The sequence below is a fragment of the Streptomyces sp. GL_141 genome, from assembly GCF_057834385.1.
Window position 1 is genome coordinate 403,020 of record NZ_CM174402.1, and the last position, 18,395, is coordinate 421,414.

12 protein-coding genes are annotated in these 18,395 nt (G+C 72.4%); 3 read left to right on the forward strand and 9 right to left on the reverse strand.

Features of this window, described 5'->3' with window-relative positions:
• Positions 1 to 110: 110 nt before the first annotated feature.
• Positions 111 to 2,312: an MMPL family transporter gene (locus tag AC3IX6_RS01770; protein WP_489368389.1), complete on the forward strand. Its 2,202-nt coding sequence runs from the start codon at positions 111 to 113 to the stop codon at positions 2,310 to 2,312.
• An 86-nt stretch (positions 2,313 to 2,398) separates the two neighbouring features.
• Here AC3IX6_RS01770 and AC3IX6_RS01775 read toward each other — a convergent pair whose 3' ends face one another.
• The 5 genes from AC3IX6_RS01775 to malX all read right to left on the reverse strand — a co-directional run bounded on the left by AC3IX6_RS01775 (position 2,399) and on the right by malX (position 9,655).
• Positions 2,399 to 4,204: an ABC transporter permease/substrate binding protein gene (locus AC3IX6_RS01775; protein ID WP_489368390.1), complete on the reverse strand. Its 1,806-nt coding sequence runs from the start codon at positions 4,202 to 4,204 to the stop codon at positions 2,399 to 2,401.
• Entirely contained in the window at positions 4,204 to 5,277 is a 1,074-nt protein-coding gene (locus tag AC3IX6_RS01780) for a quaternary amine ABC transporter ATP-binding protein (RefSeq protein ID WP_489368391.1), read from the reverse strand. Before AC3IX6_RS01780 ends, AC3IX6_RS01775 begins: the two co-directional genes overlap by 1 nt.
• A gap of 182 nt (positions 5,278 to 5,459) precedes the next feature.
• The gene (locus AC3IX6_RS01785) at positions 5,460 to 6,578 is read right to left on the reverse strand and encodes a SigB/SigF/SigG family RNA polymerase sigma factor (RefSeq protein WP_489368392.1); all 1,119 of its coding nucleotides are present in this window, start codon (positions 6,576 to 6,578) and stop codon (positions 5,460 to 5,462) included.
• 188 nt (positions 6,579 to 6,766) lie between these two features.
• Entirely contained in the window at positions 6,767 to 8,044 is a 1,278-nt protein-coding gene (locus tag AC3IX6_RS01790; protein WP_489368393.1) for a MalY/PatB family protein, read from the reverse strand.
• A 3-nt stretch (positions 8,045 to 8,047) separates the two neighbouring features.
• Positions 8,048 to 9,655, reverse strand: a complete 1,608-nt coding sequence (malX, locus tag AC3IX6_RS01795) for a maltose/glucose-specific PTS transporter subunit IIBC (RefSeq protein ID WP_489368394.1) — start codon at positions 9,653 to 9,655, stop codon at positions 8,048 to 8,050.
• Positions 9,656 to 9,751: 96 nt separating this feature from the next.
• Here malX and AC3IX6_RS01800 point away from each other — a divergent pair, with 96 nt between their 5' ends.
• The gene (locus tag AC3IX6_RS01800; protein ID WP_489368395.1) at positions 9,752 to 11,314 is read left to right on the forward strand and encodes a S8 family peptidase; all 1,563 of its coding nucleotides are present in this window, start codon (positions 9,752 to 9,754) and stop codon (positions 11,312 to 11,314) included.
• 104 nt (positions 11,315 to 11,418) lie between these two features.
• Here AC3IX6_RS01800 and AC3IX6_RS01805 read toward each other — a convergent pair whose 3' ends face one another.
• Together AC3IX6_RS01805 and AC3IX6_RS01810 are read right to left on the reverse strand one after the other, a co-directional pair.
• Positions 11,419 to 12,834 carry a cellulose binding domain-containing protein gene (locus tag AC3IX6_RS01805; protein WP_489371709.1) on the reverse strand — a complete coding sequence of 472 codons (1,416 nt, stop codon included), beginning with the start codon at positions 12,832 to 12,834 and terminating at the stop codon, positions 11,419 to 11,421.
• Positions 12,835 to 12,935: 101 nt separating this feature from the next.
• Positions 12,936 to 14,549, reverse strand: a complete 1,614-nt coding sequence (locus tag AC3IX6_RS01810) for a beta-N-acetylhexosaminidase (RefSeq protein ID WP_489368396.1) — start codon at positions 14,547 to 14,549, stop codon at positions 12,936 to 12,938.
• Between the two features lie 231 nt (positions 14,550 to 14,780).
• Between AC3IX6_RS01810 and AC3IX6_RS01815 the strand changes: the two genes are divergently transcribed.
• Positions 14,781 to 15,626: a GntR family transcriptional regulator gene (locus AC3IX6_RS01815; protein WP_489368397.1), complete on the forward strand. Its 846-nt coding sequence runs from the start codon at positions 14,781 to 14,783 to the stop codon at positions 15,624 to 15,626.
• A 54-nt stretch (positions 15,627 to 15,680) separates the two neighbouring features.
• Here AC3IX6_RS01815 and AC3IX6_RS01820 read toward each other — a convergent pair whose 3' ends face one another.
• A complete protein-coding gene (locus tag AC3IX6_RS01820; RefSeq protein ID WP_489368398.1) occupies positions 15,681 to 17,258 on the reverse strand; it encodes a M12 family metallo-peptidase in 1,578 nt (525 codons plus the stop codon).
• 237 nt (positions 17,259 to 17,495) lie between these two features.
• The gene (locus AC3IX6_RS01825) at positions 17,496 to 18,356 is read right to left on the reverse strand and encodes a GntR family transcriptional regulator (protein ID WP_489368399.1); all 861 of its coding nucleotides are present in this window, start codon (positions 18,354 to 18,356) and stop codon (positions 17,496 to 17,498) included.
• Positions 18,357 to 18,395 lie beyond the last annotated feature (39 nt).

Genomic DNA, 18,395 nt, shown 5'->3' on the forward strand with positions numbered 1-18,395 from the left:
TGGTCCCGGGCGCGAGCTCCTCCCGGGACCCGACGTTTCGGGACGCGGCCGGTGATGAGCTGGTGAGCAGGCCGGGGACCCCCGGCCGCCGCCCCCTTACGGAGGACTCCTTGATCCGCGCCCTGACCGCCTTCGCCACCCGAAGTCCATGGAAGGTCATAGCCCTCTGGGCCGTACTGGGCATCGCCCTGACGATCCTCGGCCAGGCTCTGGTCTTCCGGGCCACGCAGACGAGCACCGGCGCCTTCCTTCCGGCCTCCTACGATTCGGCGGCCGCGCTCAAGGTCGCCGAGGAACACTTCGGGGTCGAGCCCGACGCCAACCCGCTGACCGTGCTGGTGGCCCGCGCCGACGGTGCGCCGCTGACCGCCGCCGACGAGCGGCGGATCGACGCCGGGGCGGCGAAGCTGACCCGGCAGCGGATCGAAATGCCCCGGCCCGAGGACACCCCGCCCTTCCTGGTCCAGGACCGTTCCCAGCTGCCCCGGATCAGCCCGGCGATGACGGCCCCGGACCGGAGCTTCCGGCTGCTGTCGGTCGAGCTGACCGGCAATCCCATGGATCCCGGAATGCAGGACCTGTACCGGGCGTTCCGGGACCACACCCGGACCGAGTTCGCGGAGGCGGGTCTGCGCACCGGCTTCACCGCCGGGCTCGCGGACACCGTGGACACCGTGGACGCGGAGGAGACCCGGTCGAAGATCGTGGGCGCCGTGATGGTCGCGGTGATCGTCCTGCTGCACGTGCTGGTGTTCCGCAGCGTTCTGGCGGCCTTGCTGCCCCTGGTCGCCGTCAGCATCATCGGCGGAGCGGCGGCCGGGGTCGTGGTCGGCGCCGCACTGCTGACCGGCATCGAACTCGACGCGTCCACGCCCCAGTTGATCAGTGTGGTGCTGGTGGGCATCGGCATCGACTACTTCCTCTTCCTGCTCTTCCGCTTCCGCGAGCACCTGCGCAAGCACCCGGAGCAGTCGGGCCGGGCCGCGGCGGCCGAGGTCGCCGGCCGGGTCGGTACGGCGATCACCTGTGCGGCGCTGACCATCGTCGCCGCGTTCTCCACCCTCGCGGTGGCCACCTTCGGCCAGTTCCGGGTGCTGGGCCCGGCCATCGCCGTGTCGGTACTGGTGATGCTGCTCGGCAGCCTGACCCTGATGCCGGCCGTCCTCGCGGTCACCGGCCGCAGGATGTTCTGGCCCTCGCGGGCGCTGGAGCGGGAGCCCCGCGAGGGCGTGGCCGCGCGGACGGGCGGCCTGGTGGCACGGCGGCCGCTGACCCTGGTGCTCGCCTCGGTGGCCCTGCTGGGGGCGCTGGCCGCGGGGATGGCCGGGATGCGGGTGGACTACGGGCAGAGCGGCGCGGGCGGCGGGCGTACGGCTTCGGCGGCCACGGCGGCCGAGATCGCCCGTGCGCTGCCCGCCGGGGTGTCGGATCCTGCCGGGGTGTTCGTGACCGCCTCCGACGGGAGCACGCTGACGGCCGAGCGCCTCGGTGGACTCTCCCGCGCGCTGGCTTCGGTCGACGGGGTGGGCCGGGTGGCACCGACGGTGCTGAGCGAGGACCGCCGGGCGGCCCGCATCGACCTGTTCCCGATCGCCGATGCGCACGGACAGGAGGCCCGCGACCTGGTCTCCGGACCGGTCCGGGAGGCGGTGGCCGCGCACCGGCCGCCCGGTACCGAGGCACATGTCGGCGGTACGGCGGCGATCTTCTCCGACATCGCCTCCGCGGTGGACAAGGACCTGAAGGTGGTCTTCCCGGTGGCGGCGGCCCTGATCGCGCTGATCCTGTTCCTGCTGCTGCGGAGCCTGCTCGCGCCGGTGGTCCTGATGCTCTCGGTGGGTCTGGGCTTCGTGGCCACGCTGGGTGCCTCGACGCTGGTGTTCCAGCACGCGGCGGGCCGGCCCGGCGTGGACTTCTCGCTGCCGCTGGTGCTGTTCCTGTTCGTGGTCGCGCTGGGCACCGATTACAACATCCTGATCACCGACCGGATCAGGGAGGAGATGGACCGGCCCGGCCCGGCCCGTGCGGCCGTGGCCCGGGCCGTGCGCCACACGGCGCCCGCCATCGCGACCGCGGGACTGGTGCTGGCCTTCTCCTTCGGGAGTCTGGCCGCGAGTCCGGGCTCCGCGACGCAGCAGATCGGCTTCGCCACGGGCCTCGGGATCCTGCTCTCCGCGTTCGTGCTGTCGATCGTGCTGGTGCCGGCCCTGGCCTCGCTGCTGGGCCGCTCCTTGTGGTGGCCGGTCGGGCCCGGCCGCGAGGCGCGGGAGCCGGAACCCGTGCCGGAGCCGGAGCCGGCCACGGCCGGCTGAACCACCCCCCGAACCGTGTGGGGCCGGTGCGCGGAGCCCCGTAGGGGCTTCACCGCACCGGCCCCACGCGTTCGGGCGGCACTCGCTCAGGCGAGCTTGTCGACCTCGGGGTGCTCGGCCAGCCAGGCGCGGACGGCCTGCTGTTCCTTGCCCTTCCCGGATTCCTGGATCTTGGCCTCCAGTCCGGTCAGCTGGGCCTCCGTCAGCTTGAAGGAGCTCAGCCAGCGGGCGACCTTCGGCTCGTCGGCCGCGAAGTCCTTGCGGGCGACGTTGTGGATGCCGTCGCCCTTGCCCCAGGCGCCCTGGGGATCTTCGAGCTTGGTCAGGTCGTAGGAGGCGTACGCCCAGTGCGGCGACCAGAGCACGACCGCGACGGGCTCCTTCTTCTCGTAGGCCCGCTTGAGCTCGGCGAGCATGCCCGGGGTCGATCCGTCGACGACCTTGTACTCGCCGTCGAGCCCGTACTGCGGCAGCACCTTGTCCTTGAGGAGGCCCATCGCGCCGGCGCTGGGCTCGATGCCGATGATCCGGCCCTTGAACTCCCCCGCCTTGCCCTTCAGGTCGGCGAGGGTCTTCACGTCCTTCACGTAGGAGGGCACGGCCAGCTCGATCGAGGTGGGCCCGAACCAGGAGCCGAGGTCGTCGAGCTTGTTCCCGTACTTCTTCCAGTACTCGGCCTGCGTCGACGGCAGCCAGGCGTCGGTCTGGAAGTCGACCTGGCCTCCCGCGAGCCCGGTGTAGAGCGCGCCGAGCTCCAGCTGGCGGGCGTCGACCTGGAAGCCGCGGCGCTCAAGGAGCTCCTTCCAGAGGAAGGTCGAGGCGATGCCCTCGTCCCACGGGATGTAGCCGATGCTGAGCTTGCGGCCCTTGCCGATGTTCTCGACACCGGCCCCGCCCACGGCGTTGACCTGCGACTTCCCGGAGTCGCCGAAGACTCCGAGGCCGCCGGCGACCAGGGACAGCACCACGGCCGAGGCCACGGCGAAGACGGGCTGCGGGCGGTGGCTCCACACCTTGGCGGTGCCGGTGGCGGCGGAGCGCGCCTTGGCGAGGGCGCGGCGGCCGAGCGGGGAGACCTGGCGGCCGAGCGCCCCGGTCATCCGGTCCAGGTACATGGCGAGGATGACGATGGAGATGCCGGCCTCGAAGCCGAGGCCGATGTCCACGCTGCCGATGGCCCGGTAGACGGCGCCGCCGAGGCCGCCGCCGCCGACCATGCCGGCGATGACCACCATGGACAGGCCGAGCATGATGACCTGGTTGATGCCCGCCATGATGGTGGGCAGTGCCAGCGGGAGCTGGACCCGTACGAGGGTGTTGCGCGGGGTGGTGCCGAAGGCTTCGGCGGCTTCGACGAGTTCCGCGTCGACCTGGCGGATGCCGAGCTCGGTCATCCGGACGCCGGGCGCCAGCGAGAAGATGATGGTGGCGATGATGCCGGGCACCACGCCGACCCCGAAGAAGATGATGCCGGGGATGAGGTAGACCATGGCCGGCATGGTCTGCATGAAGTCCAGGACGGGCTTCAGGGCGGAGCTGACCTTGTCGGAGCGCGAGGCCCAGATGCCCATCGGGATCGCGAAGACCAGCGTGACCAGGGTGGCGACCAGGACCAGCGCGAGCGTGGACATGGCCTCGGGCCACAGGGCGACGGAGTCGACCAGGGCGAAGCCGGCGAAGGCGAGCAGGGCGGCGAGCAGACCGCGCAGCCACCAGGCGGCGACGGCGAGGATGCCGGCCAGCAGCAGGGGGTTCGGCGCGGACAGGACGGCTTCGATGCCGTCGTAGAGCCCGGTGACGAGCGCGGCTATGGCGTCGAACAGCCAGGACAGGTGGCTCTGGAGGAAGTCGACACCGCTGTCGACCCAGGATCCGAGGTTGAGGCGGGGCATCAGGCGGCCACCTCCGCGCAGTCCAGCGGGGCGCGTCGCTCGTCGCCGATGAAGGCGACGAGGCGGCCCTGCGGGACGGAGCCGACGACGGTGCCGTCCTCGGAGGTGACGGCGACGGGGTGCGGGACCCGGGCGCTGACGGCGCACACGTCGGCGAGCGGGGTTCCGGCGGAGACGGTGGGGCAGCCGCAGTCCGGCCGGCCGCCGGCCGCTCCGGTCATGACGGCGTCGGCCGTCAGCACCCGCGAGCGGTCCACGTCCTGGATGAACGAGGCGACGTAGTCGTCGGCGGGGCGGGTGAGGATGTCCTCGGCCGTGCCCTGCTGGACGATGCGGCCGTCGCGCATGACGGCGATGGAGTCGCCGAGCCGCATGGCCTCGTTGAGGTCGTGGGTGATGAAGACGATGGTCTTGCCCAGGCTCCGCTGGAGTTCGAGCAGCTGGTCCTGCATGTCGCGGCGGATCAGCGGGTCGAGCGCGCTGAAGGACTCGTCCATCAGCAGCAGGTCGGCGTCGGTGGCCAGGGCGCGGGCGAGGCCGACGCGCTGCTGCATGCCGCCGGAGAGCTCGTCGGGCCAGGACTTCTCCCAGCCGCCGAGCCCGCAGAGGGCGAGCGCTTCGGCGGCCCGCCGTTCGCGCTCGGCCCGGGGGACGCCCTGGACCTCCAGGCCGTAGCCGGCGTTCTCCAGCACGTCGCGGTGCGGGAACAGGGCGAAGTGCTGGAAGACCATGCTGATCTTGGTGGAGCGCACGCGGCGCATCTCGGCCGGCGAGAGTGCGGTGAGGTCCTCTCCGTCGAAGAGGATCCGGCCCGCGGTGGGCTCCAGCAGGCCGTTGAGCATGCGCAGCAAGGTGGACTTGCCCGAGCCCGACAGACCCATGACGACGAAGATCTGGCCGGGCTCGACACGGAACGAGGCGTCGATCACCGCTGCCGTCGTTCCCTCGGCGCGCAGCTCGTCGCGGTCGGTCGCGCCGCTTTCGAGCGCGCGGACCGCCTTCGCGACGTCCGCGCCGTTGTCGGGTCCTTTACCGAACACCTTGTACACGTGCTCGGCTATGAGCGTGGACACATACACCTCAAGGGTCGTACCGGACACGGCCCACCGGCGTGCCTGCGGCCGGCGGGCCGTGGAGCGCGACGGGATCCGCCCGTCACCCGCGCCCCGGCCGCTGTCGGCCGGCGGACGGGTCCGCTCCAGCAGCGCTACTTCCCGGTCTTAACCTCTGCAAACGGTGAAGTGAGTCATGTCACTTACGCTGCGCAACCGCCCGTACTCGTGGGTGCGCCCGTGCCATCGGATTCCGCTTGCTGCGGGGTACCGGCTCCGGACCGCTCAGGGTCGGCGAGCATCGAGGCCCGGAGGTGCGCGAGCACCCGGGTCAGGAGGCGCGAGACCTGCATCTGCGAGATGCCGAGGGCGGCGCCGATCTGGGCCTGGGTGAGCTCCTCGCCGAAGCGCATCGACAGCATGCGGCGCTCGCGGTCGCTGAGGCGTTCCAGCAGCGGCGCCAGCGTCTGGATGTCCTCGACCCGCTCCAGCGCCGGCTCCTCGGCCCCCATCGTCTCGGCGAGGCTGTGGCCCTCGGTGCCGCCGTCGGTCCGCTCGGATCCGGGGGCGTCGAGGGAGCCGCTGGTGTGGCCGTTGGCGGCGACGAGCCCCTCGATGACCTCTTCCTCGGTGAGCGAGAGGTGCGCGGCGAGGTCCCGGACCGTCGGCGGCTGGTCGAGGAGCGCGGTCAGCTCCTCCTTGGCCTTGGCCAGGTCGATCCGCAGTTCCTGGAGCCGGCGCGGTACGCGGACCGCCCAACTGGTGTCGCGGAAGTGCCGCTTGATCTCCCCGGTGATGTACGGCATGGCGAGGGAGGCGAACTCCACCTCGCGGGCCGGGTCGAACCGGTCGATGGCCTTGATCAGGCCTATGGTGCCGACCTGGAGCAGGTCCTCCAGGTCGCCTCCGTCGCCGCGGCCACGGAAGGGCCGCATCGCGAACCGGACGAGCGAGATGTTCATCTCGATGAGGGTCTCGCGGACGTACCGGTACTCGGGGGTGCCCTCGTCGAGCTCGTGGAGGCGGCGGAAGAAGAGCCGCGTCAGCTCGCGCGCGTCCGCGGGGGCCACCTCGCGGGGGTCCGCGATCCGGGGCGGGAGCACGGTGCCGGCGGGGTCCGCGGCGGCGGGGCCGGAGGGTCTGCCGGCGGCCGGGCCCGGCACGGGGCCGGCCAGCCGGCCCGCACAGGGGCCGGGGCGGCGACCGGTCCGGGGACCCGGAAAGGAGCCCGGCAGGGAGCCCGGCAGGGAGCCCGGCAGGGACTCGTTGCGGGGACCGGGAAGGGGGCCGGCGGTATGGGAGAACGGGGCGGGCATCGGCACGGGGTCGCTCCTTGGGCTGGTCGGCTTGCGGCGCATGACCTTGATGGGCGTTCACCCTAGCCGGTTCCGGATCCGTTCCCCAGTTCCCTTCCCAAGAGATCAACCGGACGGATCCCGGACGCATTTGCGGCAGGGATCCGTTCCGGTCGCACATCGGCCGTCCGGCCGCAGTTCCCTCGGCCGTCCGGTCAATTCCCTTCGCCGGCGGGCCTGGTGGCCCTGCCGGAAGCGGCCCCCGGGGTGGCTCCGGAGGCGACTCCCGAGGTGGCGCGCAGTGCGCGGATCAAGGCCTCGACGCCGGCTTCGGCCTTGGAGCGCGGGCAGCCCACGTTGAGGCGCACGAAGCCCGCGCCTTCGGGCCCATAGGCGGTTCCGGGCATGATCGCCACCTTCTCGGTATGAATCAGCTCACGTTGGAGCACCTCGTCGGGAACACCGAGGGGCCGCAGATCGATCCAGGCGAGGTAGCCGGCCTTCGGGGGCTGCCAGTCGATCTCGGGGAAGGCCCGTGCGAGGCGTTCCCGCACCAGCTCCAGGTTCTGCGCGACGTAGGCGTCGAGCGCGTCGAGCCACGGTCCGCCCTCGCGGTAGGCGGCGATGTGCCCGGCCACGGAGAGGACGGCCGGGGAGGACAGTCCGTCGGCGTCCTTGAGGAGGGTGAGGTAGCGCTCACAGGACTCCGCGTCCCCGAAGATCCCGTAACTGCCGGTCAGTGCAGGGATGTTGAAGGACTTCGAGGCGGAGGTGACGATGGCCCAGCGGGTGCCGGGGCGGCCGTGCAGCGCCCAGGGGCGGTGCCGGTGGGGGGCGTGTGCGAGATCGGAGTGGATCTCGTCACTGATCACCGCGACCCCGTGGCGTTCGCACAGCTCCGCCATCCGCTCCAGCTCGGCCGCGCTCCATACGTGGCCGGTCGGGTTGTGCGGGGAGCAGAGCACCAGGACGGTGGTGTCGGGGCGGGCCAACTCCCGCTCCAGGGCGTCCTCGTCGTGGAGCGGGACGCCGCGCATCTGCCGGCCCCGGGCGGCGAGCAGGCGCGGGAAGGCGTCGTAGGCCGGGGTGTGGACGACGACTCCGTCGCCGGGCGAGGACCAGAGGTCCAGGATCCGGCCGAGCTGGTAGAGGACGGCGGGGGCGTAGGCGATGCGGTCCGCGGGGAGCGTGGTCTCGTAGCGGGTGGCGTACCAGTGCCGGACCGCTTCGAGGAAGTCGGCATGGCGCCAGCGGGAGTAGCCGAGGACCCCGTGCTCCAGGCGGCCGCGCAGGGCGGCGAGCACCTCGGGGGCGGTCTCGAAATCCATGTCGGAGATCGTGAAGGGGAGCAAGTCCGGGGTACCGAAGCGGTCCTCGACGTAATCCCACTGCGTGCACCAGGTGCCGTGCCGGTCGACCGGTGCGTCGAAGTCGTAGGCCGCGGGGGCGGGGGCGGGGGTGTGGGCGGCGGCGGGGGCGGGGATGTCGGCCATGGGTCAGCCGATCGGGGTGAGCTTGGCGAGGGCGTCCTTCACGGACTGCACCTGGGGACCGACGATGACCTGCACGTTGTGCTGGTCGAGCCGGACCACGGCGATGGCTCCGAGCCTCTTCAGCCGGGCGTCGTCCAGCAGGGCGGCGTCGCCGACCGTCATGCGCAGCCGGGTGATGCAGTTGTCGAGGGCGTGGATGTTGGCCGGGCCGCCGAGGGCTTCGAGGATGGCGACCGGGTCGTACTTGCCGGCGACCAGCTCGGCCTTCGGGGCGTCCGCGTCGGCTGCGGCGCCGGCGGTGGCGCCCCCGACGGGGCCCGCCGCTCCGGAATCCGAGGGCTCGTCGTCGCGTCCAGGGGTCTTCAGGTCGAACGTGGTGATCGCCCAGCGGAAGAGGAAGTAGTACACGGCGAACCAGATCGCGGCGATCACCGGGACCAGGTACCACTTGGTGGTCGTGCCCTGGAGGACTCCGAAGACCAGCAGGTCGATGATGTTGCCGTCGGTGTTGCCGATGTACACGCCGAGGACGGCCGAGACCAGGAAGCCGAGGCCCACCAGGACCGCGTGGATCAGGTACAGCCACGGGGCGATGAAGAGGAAGAGGAATTCGAGCGGCTCGGTGACCCCGCCGACCACGCAGGCGACGACGCCGGAGATGAGCAGCGCCTTGATCTCCGGACGCATGGTGCGCTTCGCGCAGTGGTACATGGCCAGCGCCGCGCCCGGCAGGCCGCCGAGGTACGCGGCCATCTTGCCCTGGGACAGGAACTGCGTCGCGGTGTGCGCCGCACCGGAGGGGGTGGGGCAGGAGAGCTGCGCGTAGAAGAGGTTCAGGGCGCCGCTGACGTTCTCCCCGCAGACCACGCCGGCGCCGCCGGCGTCGGTGAAGCGGAACAGCGCGACGAGGATGTGGTGCAGTCCGATGGGGCGCAGCAGCACCTCGCCCATGCCGAAGAAGAAGGGACCGAAGACCCCGGCGTGCGCGATGCCCGTGCCGACGGAGGCGATCCAGCTTCCGAGGGTGGGCCAGACCAGCGGGACGAGGAGTCCGACGATGCTCATGGCCAGGGCGGAGACGATCGGTACGAAGCGCAGACCGCCGAAGAAGGCGAGCGCGTCGGGCATCTGCTTGGTGCGGTAGCGCTTGTGCAGCAGGGCCACGATCACACCGACGGCGACCGCGCCGAGCAGTCCGGTGTCGATGGACTTCACGCCGAGCACGTCGGCGATGCCGTAGTGCGCGATCTCGCCCTTGTCCTCGAAGTCCACGCCGCGCGTGGTGAGGAAGAAGTTGACGGCGAGGTTCATGGAGGCGAAGCCGACGAAACCGGAGAAGGCGGCGACGCCCTTGTCCTCCCGTGCCAGGCCGAGCGGAATCGCCATCGCGAAGAGGACCGGAAGGAACTTGAAGGCGACCAGCCCGGTGTTGGACATCCAGGTGAACGCCAGCTGGAGGGGTTCGTGGTCCAGGAAGGAGAGGTTCTGCAGCACGGCCGGGCTGGAGAGCGAGGAGCCGACACCCAGCATGATGCCGCAGAAGGCGAGGAGCGCCACGGGCAGCATGAAGGTCTTGCCCAGGCCCTGGAGGAGAAGGACCCCGATCCCCAAGGCCTGATTCCTCCCGCACGGGCCCTTGTGCGGGCCTCTTGTGCGGAGCTTGTGAACGCAGCACTCTGAGCGGACGACTCAGGGGGGTCCGATTTCATGATCATGCGATCGCATTTACTGCGGCGGTACGGAGCCGTGTTCGCACTCGCCTCGGCGCTCGCGCTCGGCGTGGACACCGGGGCTTCGGCCGCCTCTCCACCGGAGGGGGAGGTCCTGTACGCGGGAGCGCCCGGAGCCGTCGCCGACAGCTACCTCGTCCTGCTGGACCCGGCGCGCGCGGAGTCCCGTACGGACCGGGGCAGGGCCGTGGTCGAACGGTTCGGCGGCGCGGTCGGCCGGACGTACGAATCGGCCGTCAACGGATTCTCCGTCAAGATGACGGAGAAGCAGGCGCGCCGGCTCGCCTCCGATCCGGCCGTGACCACGGTCGCGCAGAACCGGAAGCTGCGCCTGGACTCCACCCAGCCGACCCCGCCGTCCTGGGGCCTGGACCGGATCGACCAGCGCAGGCTGCCGCTGAACGACTCCTTCACCTACGCGACTTCGGCCGGTCTGGGCGTGACCGCCTACGTCATCGACACCGGGGTCAACATCGGCCACCAGGACTTCGGCGGGCGGGCCCGGTACGGCTACGACGCGATCGACGACGACTTCGTGGCCGACGATCTGCACGGGCACGGCACGCACGTGGCCGGGACGGTCGCGGGCAAGACCTTCGGCGTGGCCAAGAAGGCGAAGGTGGTGTCCGTCCGCGTCCTCGACTGGAACGGCGAGGGCACGACGGAGCAGGTGGTCGCCGGGATCGACTGGGTCACCCGCAACGCCGTGAAGCCGGCCGTCGCGAACATGAGCCTGGGCGGGGACCCGGACACCGTGCTGGACGCGGCCGTCCGCGGCTCCATCGCCTCCGGGATCACCTACGCGGTGGCCGCCGGCAACCAGAACAAGGACGCCTCCACGCACTCGCCGGCCCGGGTCTCCCAGGCACTGACGGTCGGGGCGGTGGGCATCCACGACGCACGCTCCTCGTACTCCAACTACGGTCCGCTGGTGGACCTCTTCGCCCCGGGCGACTCCATCACCTCGGCGGCCTACTGGAGTACCGACTGGAGCACCGTGATGTCGGGCACCTCGATGGCCAGCCCGCACGTGGCGGGTGCGGCGGCGGTCTACCTGGCCCTCCATCCGACCTACACCCCGGCCCAGGTGGCGTACTACCTGAAGGCCAAGGCCACCACCGGCGCGGTCCTCTCCCCCGGCAAGGGCTCCCCGGTGCTCTCCCTCTACATGGGGAACGCGCCGAACAAGGTGCCCGTCAAGCGCTTCGCCAACGGGACGAACTACAACGTCGGGGACCTCAAGACCATCCAGGCGCCGATCACGGTCAGCGGGATGTCCGGCAACGCTCCGGCCCAGCTGGACGTGGAGGTGTACGTCAAGCACCCCGACTCCGGGACCCTGCGGATCGACCTGATCGCGCCCGACGGGACGGTGTACCCCATCAAGGACGAGTACACGGACTGGGGCGAGACCAACCTCACCGGGCTGTACGGGGTGAACGCCTCGTCCGAGACCGCCAACGGGGTCTGGAAGCTGCGCGTGTTCGACGCCTTCGCCGGGAACACCGGTTACCTGGACGGGTGGGCGCTGCGGTTCTGAGTGGGTGCCGTGGTCCCGAGTGGGCGCCGCGGCAGTGAACGGCCGGGCGGCCGCGCGCTCCGGGGCTGGGTCCCCGGAGCGCGCCGCCGTTCGCGGTGGCCGGGTCAGCCGTTGGGGACGGTGTCCACGAAGGCCGTGCCCGCGGTGCGGTAGCCGCCGACCTTGGCGGCGACCTGGGCCGGGGTGAGGACCTGGTCCTTGACGTGCAGGACGTAGTCGACCTTCTGGTCGTAGGCGCGCGGGGTCGAGCCCGGCTGCCCGTTGAGGTCGATCAGCCACTGGTTGAAGTTGATCGACATGCCCCGCTCGGGCAGGTACTTGGCGTCGTGCGTGCCGAAGAGCTGCCCGTCGATGTAGTAGGTGATCGTGGAGTTGTCGATGGTCAGCACCAGGTCGTGCCAGCCGGCGTAGCTCTGCCTCGACTCGGTGTGCTGGTTGACGGCCACCCACGGGTCGGCCTGGTACGTCTCCCAGGACGTGGTGTAGAGGATGTTCGAGGGCTCGCCCCAGCCGCCGTTGGGGAGGTACTCGAAGTCGTACTCCGAGTAGTCGTCGGCCAACGGGGCCTTCAGGTCGTTGATGGGGAAGAAGGTCTGCACGAGGTGGTCCCCGTCCGGACCGTACTTCGGGGCGTCGGAGAACTTCACCCGCGCCGCGTACGTGCCGTTCTTGAACTTCATCGTCTTGGTGAGGATCTCGGTGTGCTTGGTGCTCTCGCCGGTGCCGGCCGTCGAGGTCTCCAAGTTCATGATCGTGTTGCCGCCCTCGGCCGCGAAGGTGACGTTCTCAGGTGCCCAGGTGGCGCCCGGGACCCCGGGGCCGCCCGCGTTGGAGCGCACGCTCCAGCCGTGGGCCCCTATCGCCGGGTCGGCGGAGGAGGTGTAGGTGAAATCGTCGAAGAGGGTGGCTCCGGCCGGTCCCGGGTCGGTCGGGGTGGGCGTGGGGTCGGTCGGGGTCGGCGTGGGCGTGGGGTCGGGGACGTTGCCTCCGGGCGCGGTGCCCCAGACGGTGCCGGTGCCCAGCTTGGCGGTCACCTTGTCCCAGTCGGCGTAGGCCGTGCGGGAGCCGTCGAAGGAGTAGTCGTCGGACTGGCGCAGCGTCTGCCAGTCGGCGCGGTGGAAGCGCAGCTGCATGTCGCCGGTGTCGGCTCCCGGGGCGAGGCTGCCGGCGCCGCCGGTGAAGGCGATCTCCAGGTAGCGGTCGGCGGTGGCCGTCGGGGTGGCCATGGTGTGGAAGGTGCCGGTGATGTTGGCGCAGCCCTTGACCGCCCACGAACAGGCGTACCGGTACTGGGTGTCCGGGCCGTCGGCCTTGAAGTAGTAGCGGAAGGAGACCTGGCTCAGGGCGACGCTGCCGGAGCCGTTGTTGACCACCTTGAACCAGGGCTCCACCTGGTCGGCGGTGGCCCCGGTCGCGCTGGTGCGGTACTGGACCTTGACGGAGTCGGCTGCGGCGCTGGCGGGCAGGGCCGTCAGCGCGGCCGAGCCCAGACCGGCGGTCAGCGCGACGGCCAGGGCCATGGCCGTACGGCGCTTGCGGAGGGGGGTGTTGCTCGGGGCGTGGGTCGGGGCATGCGTCGGGGTCTGGCTCGGGGTCTGGCTCGGGCCGTGGCTGGGGGTGTTCATACTGCGGTCCTCTCGGGGTGGGGGGAGGGGAGGGGTCGGCCGCGCACGCCGAGGGCGGCGAGCCGGGTCTGGTGGTGGCCTTGGCGGCGCAGGAAGTCCGGCCAGTCGCGGTGCGCCGACCAGGCGGTGTCGGCCAGGGCGCACAGCCGGGGGAAGGCCAGGTATTCGAGCTCGGCCGGGGTGCGCGCGTACTCGGTCCACAGCTGCGCCTGGGTGCCGAGGACGCGGCGCGCGGCCTCGGGCTCCCAGTGCGCGGGGGCGGGCTCGTTGTCGTAGACGCCGCGCAGGTCGAGCACGCCGCCGTCCTGGCCGCGCGGTTCGCCGGGGTCGGCGGACTGCGGGTAGTCGAGGTAGGTGGAGCGGTACGGGGTCATGATCACGTCGTGGCCGCGCAGTGCGGCGGCCCGCCCGTGGTCCGCGTCGAGCCAGGCCAGGGCCGTGAAGGGGGCGGGGAGTTCGGTGCCGGTGCCGGTCCAGCCGAGCGGGCGGCGGCCGAGCCCGGCCAGGTGCCTCGCGGCCTCGCCGAGGAACCAGCCGTGGAGGGCGCCCGGGTCGGCCAGCCCCTCGGCGGCGATCCGGGCGCGGGCGGCCGGGGACCTTTCCCATTCCGCTCGGGGGCATTCGTCGCCGCCGAGGTGCACGTACGGCCCGGGGAACACGTCCGCGACCTCGTCCAGTACGCCCCGGCAGAAGTCGAGGACGGCGTCGTGGACCCCGAAGACGTTCTCGCAGACGCCCCAGCGGGTCCACGTGTCCAGCCGGACGCCGGGCCGGTTGCCGAGTTCGGGGTAGGCGGCGAGGGCGGCGCGGGCGTGGCCGGGCATCTCGATCTCGGGCACGACGCCGACCCCGCGACGGGCCGCGTAGGCGACCAGCCCGGCCAGCTCGGCGCGGGTGTAGGCGCCCTCGTGCGGGATCCCGTCGCCCGCGGTCTCGGCGCGGCGGCCGCCGACCTCGGTGAGCCGGGGGTAGGCCGCGACCGGCATCCGCCAGCCCTGGTCGTCGGTGAGGTGGAGGTGCAGGACGTTGAGCTTGTGCAGCGCGAGCAGGTCCACGAAGCGGCGTACGTAGGCCACGGGCTGGAAGTGACGGGCCACGTCCAGCAGGGCTCCGCGCCAGGCGAACCGCGGCCGGTCGGTGATCCGTACGCAGGGCAGCGACCAGCCGGCGGCGGGCGTACGAAGCCGCGCGCCCCCGGCGGCCAGCGCCTCGGGGGGCAGCAGCTGGCGCAGGGTCTGCACCCCGTGGAGCAGCCCCTCGGGGCGGGCGGCGCGCAGCAGGACGGAGTCGGGGCGGACGGTGAGGACGTACCCCTCGGCGCCGAGGGGCTCCTCCCCGGAGGCCGCGGAGGCCACGGAGGCCGCGGGGGTCAGGAGGAAGACGATCCGTCCGTCGGCGTCCGGGGCCAGCGGCAACCCGGTGGCGGGGGTGAGCAGTTCGCGCAGCAGGGCGGCCGCCGCCTCGGCGCCGGGTCCGGCGCGCAGCCCGGTGCGGTGGTCCAGGGTGAAGCGGCCGGGCAGGGCGGTGACCGAGTCGGGGCGCGGCACGAGCGCGAGGTCGGGGCGGAGGGAAGCGGCGGCGGGCGCGGTCACGGTCACGGCGTCGGTCACGGTCTCGGAGATTCCTCACCTGGTTGCTGCGTCAACTCATCCGGTGGGGAGCAGAGTTGACCAACTGACCAATTGGTTAGCTGAGTGGCTAGAAGGTGACACGGCCCGAGTGCGCCGTCAACCCCGCAGGGAATGAATAGTTTCGACGGACTCCTCGCGCCGCCACCTCACCGAGTGGTTATATGCACATGACCAGTTGGACAGGTGAGCAGAGAGAAAGGGGGGCGGGCCATGACAAGGGACGCAACCGACTCGTCAGGGTCCGTACTCAAGCGCGAACGGGTCCGCGAGCACCTGCTGGGGCTCATCGACATCCGGCGGCCCGGCGACGCGATCCCCTCCGAACGCACCCTGTGCGCCACCCTGGAGGTCTCCCGTCCCACCCTGCGCGCGGCGGTGGACGAGCTCGTGGCCACGGGGCTGCTCGTACGCGAGCACGGCCGCGGGATGTTCGTCGCCCCCGCCAAGATCACCCAGGAACTGGCCGCCGACGAGGCCGCCTTCGCGATGCGGCAGGCGGCCGGCCACTGGTCCAGCCGGGTCCTGGAGCACTCCACCGTCCAGGCGGGCGCCCGGATCGGCCGCCGCCTGCGCATCTCCCCCGGCGCGAACCTGCTCTACATCGCCCGGCTGCGGCTGGTGGACGGGGCTCCGATGGCCATCGAGCACCTGCACATCCCGGCCGATCTGGTACCGGCCCTGACCCCGGCGGAACTGGAGGCCGGGGACCTCTACGAGCACCTGCGCGACCACCACGGCGTGTACGTGCACGAGGCGCAGCAGTCCATCGAGCCGACGGTGGTGAACGAGGGCGAGGCGGGCCTGCTCGACGTCCCGCTGCTCTCCCCCGCCCTGCTCATCGAGCGGCTCACCACCGACTCCACCGGCCGGCCCGTGGAGTACGTGCACTCCGTGTACCGGGGCGACCGCTACCGGATCGTCTCCCGGCTGGCCCTCGGGGTGTCCCCGGGGGCGGGCCGGCCGGGAGGCCACCACCCGGGGATCCCGCCGGGCGACCTCGGCCGCCGGGCGGTCATCACCTCCACCACCACCGGGGACGTCCACACGAGCACGTGACGGTCCTGAACGGCCCGGACGCCCCGAACGCCCCGTGCTGCCCGAGCGGCCCGGTCAGACGCGGACGAAGACCGCCTTGAGGTCGTGGGCCCGGTCCATCGTGACGTTGACCTGGCTCGCGGTGATCGCGTGGCGCTGCCCGTCCAGCTCCCACGCGGCGATCCGGTACCCGCGCGGCGGGGTGGCGGTCACCTTGATCGAGGTCCCCGGCCGGTACGGGCCCCAGGTGTCGGGGCGCAGTCCCTCGCCCAGGGTCAGGGCGTGGCGCTGGCGGAGCTGCGCGGGGGCGCGGTAGCCGGCGACGATCGGGGTGGTGAGCCGGGCGACGGCCGCGTTGTTGTTGTAGGCGTCGCCGAGCGGCTGGCCGTCCCAGGTGTTCTCGGTGTTCGAGTACTGGTTGACGGCCGTGCAGGGTCCGCCGCAGGCCGAGGAGTAGGCCATCAGCGTGTGGTACCGGCGGTCGGGTGTGACGTAGCCGGTGCTGTACGGGGTGGTCAGGTAGGGGCGGTAGTCGGCGCCGCCCGCCTGCTCGTCCAGGGTGGTGCGGTCGTGCCACAGCCCGAGGTTGTGGCCCACCTCGTGGCCGAAGTTGTACCAGAGCGCCACGGTCCGGTAGTCGACGACCGAGTAGGCCTGGTCGTCGGTCTTCTCGCTCGGCGGCTGCGGGAGGTTGCCCTGCCCGCTGCTCGTTCCGTTCGGGACCTCGATCATCAGGGAGACCAGGTCGGCGCCGTACTGCTCGCGCAGCGCGGCGGCCGGGGCGCCCAGCCGGGGCTCCCTCGGGTTGGAGAGCAGGCCGTGCACGACCGGCGCGGTCTCCTGGTCCGCCGGGGCGTAGTAATTCGCCTTGTAGGTGGCAACGATGTCCACGCTCGCCTTGACGTTGCTGTCGGCGAAGGCGTGGTTGATGCTCGTCTCGGCGAAGGCGATCCGGGCGAGCATCGCCTCCTGCCCGCCCATGCCCCACTCGGCGCGCGGGGTGTAGCCGACGACCATGTCGATGACGACCGGCTCCGCGGAGGCGGCGCGGGTCGTCAACTGCCTGCGCGCCTCCGCGATGACCGCGGGGTCGGGGTTCTCGTACTGCGGGTCCGCGTCGTCCTGCGGGGGCTTGACGTGGAGGTCGGGGTCCTCCTCGGTGATCAGCAGCCGGCCCGGTTCGTTGCGGGGCCGCACGATGCGGAACGCCCGCTCGCCCAGGTCGAAGAGGGCGTCCACGCCGACGGTGTCCGGTGCGGCTCCGGGGTCGCAGACACCGGTGGTCGACAGCACCACCCGGCGGTGCACCCCGGGCTCGGCCGGGTGCCCGTCGACCCTGACGACGTCACCGCTCCATTTGACGGCGCCCCCCGCGGGGTCCCGCTCCACACCGGACTCCACCACCTCGAGGGAGGTGTCGGGGAACGGCCTGAAGGTGTGCCTGCGCGGCGCACCGAAGGGCTGGTCCGTGCACAGCCAGCGGTAGTCGGCCAGGTCGAGGTCGATGGTGCGGCTGCGCAGGACGTGGCCGGGCGGCGGGGGCTCGGCCGTCGGGTGCGCGGGCGCGGCGGCCAGGGCGGGCGGCAGGCCGAAGGCGGTGGCGGAGAGGGCGGCGAGCAGCCCGGTGGCCAGGCCGAGGCGGGAGATGATCATGTGCGTACGAACGCACGTCCGCGCCGGCCCGGTCCACGCCGACACCCGCTCCCGCCACCGTGTCACCCGACCACCCCGCCCGGCCTCACCCTGACGGGCCCGGTCCGGTCCGGCACGGCCGTCCGGGGCCCGGGCCGCACGAGCCCGTCCGGCCTGCACGGGGCCCGCACGGCCTGCACGGCCTGCACGGGCCCGCCCGATCCGCCCGACCCCGACCCCGCCCCCGGCCGCGCCGGTCTACGTCACCCGGAAGCCGATGGCGGCCGGGGACCGGTCGAAGGTCAGCCGGTCCCAGGTGGGGAAGGCGAAGTCGGTGACGGCGAGCAGCCGGCCGGAGGCGTCGTGCAGGGTGCGGCGTACGGAGAGTCCGCCGGCCGGAGTGGCGGCCTGGGGCGAGTTGGTCCGGGTCATGGTGATGGTCTCGGCGACCCGGCCGGCCCGCGCGGCCCCCTCCAGCCAGTGGTGCAGGGGACCCAGGTCCACGTCCCGGGCGCCCGCCACCAGGCGGTCCCGGTAGCGGGACAGTTCGGGGGTCCGCAGGACGGTGCGGGGACAGAGGTACGTCACCGCGTGCCGCCGGGTCTGGCCCGTCGGGCCGCTTTCGCGGTGGTGGTGGACCAGGGTCTGCTCCCCGCCGCGCATGCCGAGCTGCTCGGCGAGCGCCGGGGCCAGGGTGACGAGGGTGAGCCACGCCTGGACGGGGCCCCCGGCGGGCGTCGGCGCGGCCGCCGGTGCGGGGGCGGCCCCGGCCGCCGGTACGGAGCCCGGGGCGGAGCCGGCATGCGGGGCCTGGGCCGGGGCGGAGCCCGGGGCCGGATGGCCGGCCGGGAACCCCGCCGGGGTCCGCTGCGCCGGCACCGGGAAGGCCGGGCGGGTGCCGCGCCGGCCGGTGACGACGAGGCCGTCCTGCCGCAGGTGCTGGAGGGCGGCCCGGATCGTCTGCCGGTTGACCTCGTAGCGGGCGGCGAGGGTGCGCTCGGAGGGCAGCCGGGCGCCGGGAGTGAGTGCGGTGAGGTCGATCTCGCGCCGCAACGCTGCGGCGATCCGCTGGTACTTGGGCATGGCGGCCGGGCCGCCGCCCCGCGAAGGGGAGGGCATGGCTTCTCCTCTGACGGGAGGTCAAGGACTGCGCGGTCT